The organism is Candidatus Tumulicola sp. (assembly GCA_035601835.1).
In the GTDB taxonomy this organism is placed as follows: domain Bacteria; phylum Vulcanimicrobiota; class Vulcanimicrobiia; order Eremiobacterales; family Eremiobacteraceae; genus DATNNM01.
In genome coordinates, this window is sequence record DATNNM010000012.1 from 1 (window position 1) to 11,330 (window position 11,330).

Consider the following 11,330-nt stretch of genomic DNA (forward strand, 5'->3'; position numbering starts at 1 on the left):
TAGCGCAAGCCTTCAGCCTACGGCGTTTGGCTTTTCGGGAGAGAAGAAAAACCCACAGGCTGAACCTGCGCTACAGAAGGCTCTCCAGTCGTTTGTCTTGGTTGTATTGATTAATACCCACAAAACAAAATAGTTGACGCATTTGCCCGCCAGCAGATAACTTGATCCGGTTTAGGCACGGCGGCGTCGTAACGCACGAATAGCACTTTGCATCTAAATGCGTGTGGAAAGCACCCTTGCAAAATCGGGGTGCCGGGGGGTCGGAACCATCGCTTACGAGGCAAAGAATCACCTCACCGGTGCGCATGCGGAGTCAATTTGAGCACGAGTTACGAAACTTGAGTTTCGGTCGTTGCGGATTTTGCCGATACTTGATCCAGGGCCTGTTTTGCATTTCTGCGTCGGTGTAAGGGCTGCTTCTCGCATTCTTTTTGGAGGACTCCTTTGGCGCTGGCTATTGAAGAGAAATACGACCAGGTACGGCAGCTCATTGCCATGGGCAAGGAGCGCGGGTACCTGCTCTATGACGAAGTAAATGACATTCTGCCCGCCGAAGTGCATTCCTCGGAGGAGATTGACGACCTTCTTTCCACTTTTGAGAAATACGGAATCGATATTTACGAAGATCTTGCCGCGGCAAAAGCCGCCCGCGCGACCGCCGATCCCACCGTAGCCGAAGCCCCTGAAATCGAATCCAAGGACGAACTCCCCGTCGCGGAAGACTCGAGCGAACTCGACCTCACTCCGGGAATGCTCGAAAAGACGAACGACCCGGTTCGCATGTACCTGCGCGAAATGGGCACCGTGCCGCTGTTGACGCGCGAGGGCGAGGTGGCCATCGCCAAGCGCATCGAGCGCGGGCAACTGCTCGTCCTCAAAACGATTACGCGCTCCCCGATCATCCTGAAAGAATTGCTGACGATCGGAGACGACCTCCGCAAGGGCACCCGTTCGATCAAGGAAATCGTCCAGTTCGACGACGAAGAGCTGACCGAAGAGAAGATCGAAAACAAGACCAAGAAAACGCTCAAGGTTCTCGACAAGATCGCGAAACTGTACAACGAGTGTCTGAGGGAAGCCACCAAGCTCGAGCGCATGACGAAGTCGAAGAAGCGCCCCTACCTGCGCGCGAAGTATCACGTTTCCCGCTTGCGCATCGAGATGTCGCAACTGGCGCGCTCGATCGAGTTCCACCTGTTCGAGAAGAAGCGGCTCATCGACAAAATCCGCCACACCGTCGAGCGGCTGCAGTCTCTGGAGCGCGAGGCCGGCAAGCTCGAGCGCCGCGCCGATGCCTCCAAAGGCGACCACGCCGCCGAAGCGCGCAAGGAACTGCGCACGCGCCGCACCGAGCTGCGCGAAATCGAAGTTACCAGCGAAACAGGCCTTACCGACTTGAAGCGCATGCTTCAGGTGATACTTCGGGGAGAAGCCGAAGCCGAGCAAGCCAAAAAAGAATTGATCGAGGCCAACCTCCGCCTCGTCGTTTCCATCGCCAAAAAATACACCAATCGAGGATTGCAATTTTTGGACTTGATTCAGGAAGGCAACATCGGCCTGATGAAGGCCGTGGACAAATTCGAGTGGCGCCGCGGCTACAAGTTCTCCACCTATGCCACGTGGTGGATCCGCCAGGCTATCACCCGCGCCATCGCCGACCAGGCGCGCACCATCCGCATCCCCGTGCACATGATCGAGACGATCAACAAGCTGATCCGCACCAGCCGCCAGCTTGTCCAGGAACTCGGCCGCGAACCGACCTCCGAGGAAATCGCCAAGCGCATGGATATTCCCGTGGCGAAGGTGCGCAAGATTCTGAAAATCGCGCAGGAACCGATTTCCCTGGAGACGCCGATCGGCGAAGAAGAAGATTCGCATCTCGGCGATTTTATCGAGGACAAGGCCGTGGTCTCGCCTTCTGACGCGGTCATCAACCTGAATTTAAAAGAACAGACTTCGTCCGTCCTGAAAACGCTGACGCCGCGCGAGGAAAAAGTCATCAAGATGCGTTTCGGCCTCGATGACGGCTCCGAACACACGCTCGAGGAGGTCGGCCAGTCATTCGCCGTGACGCGCGAGCGCATCCGGCAAATCGAAGCCAAGGCGCTGCGCAAACTGCGCCACCCAAGCCGCGGCAAAGCGCTCAAGGATTACTGGCAGACGGAATAAGCGAGAACAGGACCTAAAAGGTCCTGTTCCACAACGTATTACTCTTCTTCTAGGTTGTTCTTGCCGGCCTCGATGAGTTTGCGGACTTTTTGTCCGCCGATCTGTCCGATCGTCGCGTAGAATTCCGGCCCGTACCGCGCGCGCGTCGACTCGCCGCCCTTGCGGCCACCGAGCTTGCCGATGTTCTCGTAGAACTCGTGCCCGTGGCTGTTCTTGGTGGCCTGGCCGCCCTTGCGGCCGATGCGCTCGTAGAACTCCGGTCCGTAGCGTTCCTTCACCATTTGGCCGCCCTTGCGGCCGGCCTCGCGAACACTCATGCCGCCATTTGGTTTGATGCTGGAAAGAGCCATAACATTAATGGCTGTACCCCGTCGGTCTCTTGACTAAACGGGCGCTCGAAGGCGACGGGGAGCGACGCGGCGTAGCCTGGGCGCATGGCTTCCCGCTTAGCGACGCTTTTGACGCTACTGGTCATCGCTGCGGTCTGCGCGCTGCCCGTCCTTGCGGGCTCGGCCCTCGCCACCGGCAGCGCCACGACGGCGCCGCAGCCGACGCCGATGGCCTCGGGGATGGCGCATCCGACCGCTGCGCCCACCGTATCGGCGCCGACCCCCAGCGCGCCAAATGACTCCCCGTTCGGCATCATCGGAAACCTCGAACGCAATCGCAAGACGCAGCCGAGCGCGCTCAAGCCGTATCTGCAGTCGTCTGATGCCGCCGTCCAAGCGCGTGCCGCCATCGCGATTGGCAGGCTGCACAACCCGGCCGGCGTGCCGCTGCTCATCGCCGTGCTCGGCGGAGCGTACCCCGAATCGGTTCGCGCAGCGGCGGCGTTCGGATTGGGGGTCATCGCATCGCCGAACGCCCTGGATGCGCTGCACGCGGCCGCGCTGCACGCGCCTCCCGCAGTCGCGGGCCCGGCGGCCGACGCGCTCGGACGCATCGGCGGCGACGCCGCCGTGGACGTCTTGACGCAATTGCTGTACTCGCGCGACGCATACATGCGCGGAAAGGCGGCCATCGGCTTGGGGCTGGCCGGTCTGACCGGCAAACCTGAGATCACCATCGCGCGCAAGACGGCCATCGCCAAGACGCTGGCCTCGGTGATCAGCGGCGAACGCAATCCGGAGACCAAATGGCGCCTGGCGTGGGCGATCTATCGCAGCTATGCCACGACCTCGGGCAGCGTGCTGCGCTACATGCTCACGGACAACCAGGAACTGGTGCGGCTCATGGCGCTCAAGGCGATCGCCAAGGTGAAGGACCGTACCTTCGCGGTGTCGGTGCGCCTGCTGGCCAACGATCCCTCGTGGCGCGTCCGCGTCGAGGTGCGCAACGCGCTTGACGCGATGAAGGATCCGACGCCCGTGAACCTCACGCAGCCGCCGGTTCCGCGCGACGATCAGACCGAACCGAAGGCGCTGCCGTCCGGCGCGCCGATCGGCGATCATCCGCAAGTGGCGATCGTCGCGAACAAAGGCGTGATCGTGGTCGAGCTGTTCCCGGACGTCGCGCCGTATCATGTCGACGCGTTCCTGAACTTGGTCGATAAAGGTTTTTACAACGGCACGACGATCAACCGCGTGATTTGGGATTTCGTCATCCAAGGCGGCGACCCGAGCAACGGCAAGGCCAATCTGCCCAGCGGGCCCGGTTTCAACGTGCCGGACGAAGTGAATCCGGTCGAGCAACTGACCGGCATGCTTGCGCTCGGGCTGGACTACGATAACGTCAAGAACACGCCGATCTTCGATTCCGCCGGCAGCCAGTACTACATCACGCAATCCCCGCAGCTGCATCTCGACGAGGCCTTCTCCACCTTCGGGCGCGTGGTCAAGGGCATGGCCGTGGTTTACGCCATCCAAAAACACGACCCGACCGACTTCAAGAACCCTTCGGACGTCGTCGCGCGCATGTATCGCTGCGAGCCGGTATCGCTGCAGACGCCGGAGATCGAGGCGCAGCTGCGCACGGACGAAGTCCACTACAACCCCCAATAAACCGGACCCCCAATATACCGCTCCGAATGTAGTGCGGGGGCTTTAGCCCCGGATTGTGCGCCGTGCACAAGCACTGTCCCGCCCTCCACGCGAAATCTCTGCGATGGGCTTTCTCGCAAGCATCACGCTCACCGTCTTCGCGGCGGCTTCGCTGCACAACGCGTTCACGCAGATCGGGCAGCGCTTCGAAGCGGAGCACCCGGGGGTCAGCGTGCGCCTCAGTTTCGACGGCAGTCAGATCCTCGAGACGCAGATCGCCAACGGCGCGCCGGCCGACGTTTTCGCAAGCGCCGACAAGCGCATCATGGACAAGGCCGTTTCGGCCGGTCTCGTCGAGCCGCCGGTCAATTTCGCCGGCAACTCGCTCGTGGCGATCATGCAGTTCGATATCGACATCCACAGCCTGCGCGATCTCACGCACGATGGCCTGAAGCTCGCGATCTGCGCCGAGCAAGTGCCCTGCGGGCGGTACACGCGGATCGTGCTCCAACGCATGAGCGCGGACCAGCGCTTTTGGCCGAACTACGCGGCGCAAGTGATGCGCAACGTGGTGACGCAGGAGCAAAACGTTGAGTCGGTGGTCACGAAGATCAATCTGGGTGAAGCCGACGCCGGCATCGTCTACGCGACCGACGTCGTGATGGCGTCCGGCGTCCATTTTCGCAACTTCCCGATTCCGGATGAGGATCAGGACCCGGTCATCTACCCGATGGCCATCGTGAAAGGCAGCGCCAACGCGCAGCTCGCGCGAGAGTTCGTGTTGTTCGTGACATCCCCGGTCGGCCAGTCGGCGCTCGAACAACTTGGCTTCCGCAAGCCTTAGCGGCGCGCGCCGGCGCGCCGGAGCGCGCGACGGACTGCTGAACTGGCTTTCCTTCGCGTTGGCCGCTGTCTTCATGGCGACGATCGTGGTGGCGCTGGCCGCGCTCTTCACGCACGCATCGCCGGCGGCGATCCTCGCTCAATTCCACAACCCGATCGTCCAACAGGCGCTTTGGGTGTCGCTCGAAACAACTGCCGCGGCCGCGCTCATCATCGCCGTGTTCGGCACGCCCGTCGCGGCGCTGCTGAGCCGTCCGTTTCGCGGCCGGGCCGTGCTCGACACGATCGTCACGCTGCCGATTGTGCTGCCGCCGGTGGTGGCAGGCCTCGCGCTGCTGCTGGCGTTCGGGCGCATGGGTCTGCTCGGCCATGCGCTGCGCATGGCCGGCATCGAGCTTCCTTTTACCGGCGCAGCAGTAGTGCTGGCGCAAGTGTTCGTCGCCGCGCCGCTGTACATCGTGACGGCGAAGAACGCGCTCGAGCGGGTCGATCCCGACGTGCTCGACGCAGCGGCTACGCTGCGCGCATCGACCGCATACGCACTGCTGCGCGTGGCGCTCCCGCCTGCACTGCCCGCGTTGGGCGCCGGGCTCGCGCTTGCATGGGCGCGCGCACTGGGCGAATTCGGCGCGACCATCACCTTTGCGGGCAGCCTGCCCGGCGTCACGCAGACTATGCCGATCGCGGTCTACACCGAAGGCCAATCGAGCATCGAGACCGCCATCGCCATCGCCATCGCGCTTCTCGCGGTGTCGTTCATCGTACTCCTCGCGGCGCGGCTTCTCTCCGCCCGCACCCTCCCGACATGACCAATAGAGCAGGACCCAGTGGAGCAGGAGCTTTAGCTCCTGCTGACTCCTCAAGTCCGTTCCTAACCGCCGACGTCACCCTGCGCCGCGGGGATTGGGACCTCGAATTTGCGCTCGACGTCGAGCGCGGCGAAACCATCGCCATTGTCGGAGAGAGCGGCGCGGGCAAGACCACCGCGTTGCGCTGCCTCGCGGGGTTGGAGCGACCCCAGCGCGGCTCCATTCGCGCGGGCAGCGCGACGTGGTTGGATACCGAACGTCACGCCTTCGTGCCGGCGCAGCGACGCGACGTCGCCATGGTTTTCCAGCGCTACGCGCTCTTCGCGCACATGTCGGCACTGGACAACGCCGCGTTCGGTCCGCTCGCCGCCGGCCTGAGCGCGACCGAAGCACACCGCGAAGCGAAGCGCGCGCTTGACGTGGTCGGAGCGGGCCATCTGGCCGAGCGTCGAACGTCGAGCCTCTCGGGCGGCGAGGAACAGCGCGTGGCGCTGGCGCGAGCGGTCGCCCTGCACCCCGCCGTGTTGCTGCTCGACGAGCCGCTTGCAGCGCTCGACGTGCGCCTTCGCCCGATAGTACGCGAAGCGCTGCGCCGGGCGATAACGGAGACGGGTGCAGCGACGGTCCTTGTGACCCACGAGCCGGCCGAGGCGATGGTCTTCGCAGAACGATTCGTCGTCATCGAGAACGGCAAGGCGGTGCAGCGCGGCACGCTCGCCGATCTTCGCGAACGCCCCGCCAGCGAGTACGTCGCCTCATTCGCCGGAACGAATCTGTACCGCGGCACGGCGAGGCCAGCCGCCGACGGCACCAGCGCGGTACGCGTTGGTTCAGTGGACTTCGTGGTGCGCGGCGAGTGGTCCGGGCCTGTTGCTATCCTGGTCGATCCGGACGCTGTGACGCTTTCGAGGGAAGCTCCGCTGACCTCGGCGCGCAATCACATCAACGGTCCGGTAGAGCGCATCCTCGCCGATCGCGGCGCGCTCCTCGTTCACATCGCCGCAGTGCCGCCCATCGTCGCGCGCGTCACCGCTCAAGCCGTCGCCGACCTGCACATCGAGTTGGGCCAGAGGTTACACGCCACATTCAAAGCCGGCGAAGTCCGGGTCATCTAACTGCCAACTCGGCGCCGCGGCTCAGGGCAAAAACTTACCGACCTTGTCGCCTCTACCTTCGGTAAACCAGAGATTGCCGTCGATACCGACGGCGATGGCTGTCGGAAGGCTGTTTGTTGTCGTAGCGCTGTTATACTCGGTGACGGTCCCGCCGGTCGTGATCCTGCCGATCTTGTCGACATTAGCTTCGGTAAACCAGAGATTGCCGTCGGGACCGGCGACGATGTCGTGCGGGCCGGCGCTTGCTGTCAGAGTGTCATACTCGGTGACGGTCCCGCCGGTCGTGATCTTACCGATCTTGCTGGCAACTTCTTCGGTAAACCAGAGATTGCCGTCGGGTCCGACGGCGATGAAGCCCGGTGAGCTGTTTGCTGTCGTCGTGTTATACTCGGTGACGCTCCCGCTGGTCGTGATCTTACCGATCTTGCTGGCCTGTTCTTCGCAAAACCAGAGATTGCCGTCGAGACCGGCGACGATGCCGTGCGGACCGGCGCTTGCTGTCGTCGTGTTATACTCGGTGACGCTCCCGCCGGTCGTGATCTTACCGATCTTGCTGACAAGATTTTCGGTAAACCAGAGATTGCCGTCGGGACCCTTGGCGATGCCTGCCGGACGGGCGCTTGCCGTGGTAGTGTTATACTCGGTGACGCTCCCGCTGGTCGTGATCTTACCGATCTTGCTGACACTAAGTTCGGTAAACCAGAGATTGCCGTCGGGACCGGCGGCGATGTCGTGCGGACCGCTGGCTGCGGTCGTAGTGTCAAACTCGGTGATGGTCCCGCCCGTCGTGATCCTGCCGATCTTGCTGACACCAATTTCGTCAAACCAGAGATTGCCGTCGGGGCCGGCGACGATGCCGCGCGGATGGCTTAGTGCTGTCGTGGTGTTATACTCAGCGGCAAGCGTCGGAGCGGGGAAAGGAGTCGGAGGAGCAAAGGCAATTCCGCCCCCACTAGTGCATGCGACAAGTGCTGCGACGAAAAACGCGACAAGCAACGAAAATGCCGCTAAAGACAATAGAGCAATAGATCTCTTCATGGCAGTGCCCTCCGCAGACCTACCACAAGTATCATAACATGTAGGCTAACTCCTCTCGGACGCCCTGCGTTCATATTGCCGAAACCGACCGCGCCTAGCATGGTCCGCAATGTACCAGCAGGAGTCACGTGCAAACGCCCTGCAATCCGGATTTGCAGACCGCAGCTTTCTCTTTGAAGGAGCCTACCGATCCGATGGCTCGTTTTCGCTGGCTGAACGCTCGGCATACGGATTGCGCTCTCGCGTCAGTGCGTTCAAGCGCGCCGTAGCCGAAGCACAGCGGGTCGAGCAGACAGGGCCGCAACCACTCCCAGCGGCGAAGCAGTTCGCATCGGCAAGTCTGACTGCGCGGCCTGAAAGCGCGATCCACACCGGGCGGAGTAGAGCCGCTCGTCCGCTCCGGACGACGCAAAGCGAAACGCGCCCGACGATTCGGCTCGCTAATCCCGATCGCCGACCACAAGACCGGGCCGCGCGACGCAGCGCTGCGCCCATGCGCTTCACGCTGAGGTGCGGCGACAGAGTCGTGCATGGCCTCGTGAACGCCGGCAGCGTGCAGGCGGCGATCGCGGAAGTGCGTCCCCGGAGCGCGCGAGAAACGCGATGAGCGATTTAGGGGCCGAGGTCAAGACGATAATGTCGGATGCTCGCCGAGCCGCAAGTCCGGGCGCCATAGGCCACGCGCCCGACCGTGCCGGCGTGCTCGTAGCACAACCGACCGGAACCGCTGAAACGTATATACCGAGCGCGTCGCCTTTGTCAGTCGCCATTGAGGGGCCGGGCCTCTTTGTGCTCCAGGAAGCAGGGGCCCGTGCGTATACCCGACTCGGGAAGTTTCACGTCGACGACCACGGGCGGCTGCTTGACGACAACGGGCGATCGGTGTTGGGCTTCTCAGCCGACCAAGGAGACGAGGGAGACTTGCGGCCGCTCGCCGTCACCTTCGGCGCCGTCACCTCGCGCCGCTTTGAGAATTATCGGATCGACGAGAACGGCGCTTGGAGCGGCGAAGTGAACAAGAATGATCCGAAGTCGCGCGCTCGCTCACGAGAGTTCATTCCTCTCGGCCGGCTGGCGCTGGCGATCTTTCCGGCGCCCGAACGTCTAGCGCTCGCCGCGGACGAAACTCTTCACTATACACGCGCAGCTGGAGCGCCGCTCTTCATCCGACCGGGCACGCTAAATGGAGGGACGCTACGGCCGCACGCGCTGGCCGCCCCTAGCATTGATCTCCAAGGCGACCTCGCTCGATTGTGGATGCTGCGCAGAAGGGGTGAGCTTGCAGCCGCCATGGCCGGAGCCAATGATCAATGCGTGAAGACGGCGCTCGGTCTCGTGAAGTGAGCCGGCGTCGAGTGCGTACACCGGGATGGTGTAGACCTGGTCGTCACCGGCCATCGTCGATCAAGGACGACGCTCCCGAAGTTCTGCTATCGCTGGCCGAAGGCGTTGACGCTCGAGTGCGAGACATAGCCCGCTGCGAACTGCGAACGACCTACCACCCGGCAACGCTCGAGGGTTACGTCGAACAGGAAGCGGCCGGTGACCGGGTCTGGCGTTTCCTCGTTGAAGAGAAGCTGATCTGGTGCGTGCTCGACGCTCGATCGCAGCGCTCGTTGCTCGAGTTCGTTCTGGGAGGCCCCGGCGCGCCCACGCTCACTTCCGTCGAGCGCACGATTGTCTCCGAATCGCTGTCGTGTCTGCTGGGCGCCTCGAATCAAAAGATGACTGAAGAGCATCAGGAGCGCCCGCCGGCCAGGGGCATGTGGCGCTGCGGCATAGATGTCGTGGGCGCGCGGCCCGGCCGCTCGACGATTCAATTGTTTGCAGCAGCGGCGCTCGCGCCACCAACGCCGCCGCCGCAGCCCCTGCAGATACGCGCTGTGCCAATCGACCTTCGCGTTGAACTCGCACCCATGACCTTCGCGCTTCGCAGCATGCAAGAGTGGTGCCCCGGTTGCGTCATCCCAGTCGGGGCTTCCGGGCGATCGAAAGCCCAGTTGAAGGTAGATCGCATGCTCGTGGCCACAGGCGAACTCGGCATGTGCGATGGAAAACGCGCGGTCCGTCTGGCGAACTCCCCATGAGCACCTCTGTACGCAATGGTGACGTCCCCTCGGCGGAGGTGCACGCGCCGGAAGAACGGGCCCAATCGACTCGGCAATCCTTGGTTATAGCCGACATTGAAGTTGCGATCACCGTTCTGCTTGGATCGGCGCGATGCACGATCGGTGAGGTCATGGATTTCGCGCCCGGCGCCATCGTGCCGCTTAGCGCTCGTGCCAATGCGCCCGTGCACGTGCTTGTCAATGGGACCGCTCTGGCGGGTGGTGACATCGTAGAGCTTGAGGACGGTTCGCTCGCAGTCGAGATCGCCGAAATCTTCGATCGTCCGCGAACCGACAACCCGATAGCATGAACGACGTCCTCCACGTGGCGGGATCGTCTGGTCGTGGCTCGCCCGTCGAGCTGCTCGTGATGTTTTTCGGCTTGGGCCTCGTTCCACTCTTGGCGGTTTCCGTCACATCGTTCACCCGGATTGTGGTCGTGCTCGGTTTGCTACGGTCGGCACTTGGCTCCTCGGCTCTACCCCCGAACGCGGTTATCATCGCGCTCTCGCTGTTGCTGAGCGGCGCGGTGATGTCGCCGACGATCGCAGCGATTGACCACGCCGCGGTGCAACCGTATTTAGCGCACCGGGCGAGCACCGCTCAGGCGCTCGAACGGGGCACCGAGCCGCTCCGATCATTCATGGTTCGGCAAACTCGAGCATCCGACGTCGCAGCTTTTGCTCGCATGGCGCGAGTCCGCATCGCTGGCACCGCCGAGGCGCCCTTTCGAATCGTTGCGCCGGCCTTCATGATAAGCGAACTGCGCACGGCCTTTGCGATGGGCTTCGCGCTCGCGCTGCCCTTCGCCGTGATCGACGTCGTCGTCGCCGCGGTGATGATGTCGCTTGGGATGTTCATGGTCTCGCCCGCTTCGATCGCGCTGCCGCTCAAGTTGTTGCTTTTTGTCGTAGCGGACGGCTGGACGCTCGTGTGCGGTTCGTTGGTGGCGTCTTTTCGATAAGGGCTTAAGAGAGGCACGCAATGGAGGAAACCGCAGTGCGCCTTTTCGTGACGGCGCTCGAGGTCGCGCTTTTGTTGGCGGTGCCGCTCGTCGCTGTCGTGGCGCTCGTCGGTATCGTGATCGGCGTGCTTCAGACGGTCGTCCAAGTGCAAGATCAAAATGTGTCGTTCTTGCCCAAGCTCATAGCCATCGCCGCGGTGCTCTCGCTAGGTGGCGCGACCGGGCTTTCGCTGCTCGTGCGCTTGATGGTGAACGCGCTTGCGGCGCTGCCCAAAATGGTGGGGCACTGAGCCCGTCGGGAGGCC

General features: G+C 62.9%; 12 protein-coding genes. 10 read left to right on the plus strand and 2 right to left on the minus strand.

What is annotated here, in order from left to right:
* The first annotated feature begins 444 nt into the window (after nucleotides 1-444).
* Nucleotides 445-2,169, plus strand: coding sequence for an RNA polymerase sigma factor RpoD (rpoD, locus tag VN934_07695; protein ID HXM18684.1), 1,725 nt, complete (start codon nucleotides 445-447; stop codon nucleotides 2,167-2,169).
* Nucleotides 2,170-2,207: 38 nt separating this feature from the next.
* Here the strand turns inward: rpoD and VN934_07700 are convergent, their stop codons facing one another.
* Nucleotides 2,208-2,486 carry a KGG domain-containing protein gene (locus VN934_07700; GenBank protein HXM18685.1) on the minus strand — a complete coding sequence of 93 codons (279 nt, stop codon included), beginning with the start codon at nucleotides 2,484-2,486 and terminating at the stop codon, nucleotides 2,208-2,210.
* Between the two features lie 117 nt (nucleotides 2,487-2,603).
* On the opposite strand from VN934_07700, the gene VN934_07705 reads away from it, so the two are divergent.
* The 4 genes from VN934_07705 to VN934_07720 all read left to right on the plus strand — a co-directional run bounded on the left by VN934_07705 (nucleotide 2,604) and on the right by VN934_07720 (nucleotide 6,915).
* Nucleotides 2,604-4,169 carry a peptidylprolyl isomerase gene (locus tag VN934_07705; GenBank protein HXM18686.1) on the plus strand — a complete coding sequence of 522 codons (1,566 nt, stop codon included), beginning with the start codon at nucleotides 2,604-2,606 and terminating at the stop codon, nucleotides 4,167-4,169.
* A 103-nt stretch (nucleotides 4,170-4,272) separates the two neighbouring features.
* Nucleotides 4,273-4,992, plus strand: coding sequence for a molybdate ABC transporter substrate-binding protein (gene modA / locus VN934_07710; GenBank protein ID HXM18687.1), 720 nt, complete (start codon nucleotides 4,273-4,275; stop codon nucleotides 4,990-4,992).
* The gene (locus tag VN934_07715; protein HXM18688.1) at nucleotides 4,973-5,800 is read left to right on the plus strand and encodes an ABC transporter permease; all 828 of its coding nucleotides are present in this window, start codon (nucleotides 4,973-4,975) and stop codon (nucleotides 5,798-5,800) included. The genes modA and VN934_07715 overlap by 20 nt, the downstream gene beginning before the upstream one ends.
* Nucleotides 5,797-6,915: an ABC transporter ATP-binding protein gene (locus tag VN934_07720; protein HXM18689.1), complete on the plus strand. Its 1,119-nt coding sequence runs from the start codon at nucleotides 5,797-5,799 to the stop codon at nucleotides 6,913-6,915. The genes VN934_07715 and VN934_07720 overlap by 4 nt, the downstream gene beginning before the upstream one ends.
* Before the next feature lie 21 nt (nucleotides 6,916-6,936).
* On the opposite strand, the gene VN934_07725 is transcribed toward VN934_07720, so the two are convergent.
* Nucleotides 6,937-7,953 (minus strand): hypothetical protein, encoded by a 1,017-nt coding sequence (locus VN934_07725; GenBank protein ID HXM18690.1) that lies wholly within the window; start codon nucleotides 7,951-7,953, stop codon nucleotides 6,937-6,939.
* A 603-nt stretch (nucleotides 7,954-8,556) separates the two neighbouring features.
* Here VN934_07725 and VN934_07730 point away from each other — a divergent pair.
* The 5 genes from VN934_07730 to VN934_07750 all read left to right on the plus strand — a co-directional run bounded on the left by VN934_07730 (nucleotide 8,557) and on the right by VN934_07750 (nucleotide 11,315).
* Complete coding sequence (locus VN934_07730; protein HXM18691.1) at nucleotides 8,557-9,297, plus strand: hypothetical protein; 741 nt, start codon at nucleotides 8,557-8,559, stop codon at nucleotides 9,295-9,297.
* A gap of 116 nt (nucleotides 9,298-9,413) precedes the next feature.
* Nucleotides 9,414-10,040 (plus strand): FliM/FliN family flagellar motor C-terminal domain-containing protein, encoded by a 627-nt coding sequence (locus tag VN934_07735; GenBank protein HXM18692.1) that lies wholly within the window; start codon nucleotides 9,414-9,416, stop codon nucleotides 10,038-10,040.
* Nucleotides 10,037-10,372, plus strand: a complete 336-nt coding sequence (locus VN934_07740) for a FliM/FliN family flagellar motor switch protein (GenBank protein HXM18693.1) — start codon at nucleotides 10,037-10,039, stop codon at nucleotides 10,370-10,372. The genes VN934_07735 and VN934_07740 overlap by 4 nt, the downstream gene beginning before the upstream one ends.
* Nucleotides 10,369-11,025 (plus strand): flagellar type III secretion system pore protein FliP, encoded by a 657-nt coding sequence (locus VN934_07745; protein HXM18694.1) that lies wholly within the window; start codon nucleotides 10,369-10,371, stop codon nucleotides 11,023-11,025. The genes VN934_07740 and VN934_07745 overlap by 4 nt, the downstream gene beginning before the upstream one ends.
* A 20-nt stretch (nucleotides 11,026-11,045) precedes the next feature.
* A complete protein-coding gene (locus VN934_07750) occupies nucleotides 11,046-11,315 on the plus strand; it encodes a flagellar biosynthetic protein FliQ (GenBank protein ID HXM18695.1) in 270 nt (89 codons plus the stop codon).
* Nucleotides 11,316-11,330 lie beyond the last annotated feature (15 nt).

What these genes read in the sequence shown, in the direction of transcription:
- VN934_07750 (HXM18695.1), top strand. Translation starts at nt 11,046, where the DNA reads ATGGAGGAAACCGCAGTGCGCCTTTTCGTGACGGCGCTCGAGGTCGCG.
- VN934_07745 (HXM18694.1), top strand. Translation starts at nt 10,369, where the DNA reads ATGAACGACGTCCTCCACGTGGCGGGATCGTCTGGTCGTGGCTCGCCC.
- VN934_07730 (HXM18691.1), top strand. Translation starts at nt 8,557, where the DNA reads ATGAGCGATTTAGGGGCCGAGGTCAAGACGATAATGTCGGATGCTCGC.
- modA (HXM18687.1), top strand. Translation starts at nt 4,273, where the DNA reads ATGGGCTTTCTCGCAAGCATCACGCTCACCGTCTTCGCGGCGGCTTCG.
- VN934_07705 (HXM18686.1), top strand. Translation starts at nt 2,604, where the DNA reads ATGGCTTCCCGCTTAGCGACGCTTTTGACGCTACTGGTCATCGCTGCG.
- VN934_07725 (HXM18690.1), bottom strand. Translation starts at nt 7,953, where the DNA reads ATGAAGAGATCTATTGCTCTATTGTCTTTAGCGGCATTTTCGTTGCTT.
- VN934_07720 (HXM18689.1), top strand. Translation starts at nt 5,797, where the DNA reads ATGACCAATAGAGCAGGACCCAGTGGAGCAGGAGCTTTAGCTCCTGCT.
- VN934_07740 (HXM18693.1), top strand. Translation starts at nt 10,037, where the DNA reads ATGAGCACCTCTGTACGCAATGGTGACGTCCCCTCGGCGGAGGTGCAC.
- VN934_07700 (HXM18685.1), bottom strand. Translation starts at nt 2,486, where the DNA reads ATGAGTGTTCGCGAGGCCGGCCGCAAGGGCGGCCAAATGGTGAAGGAA.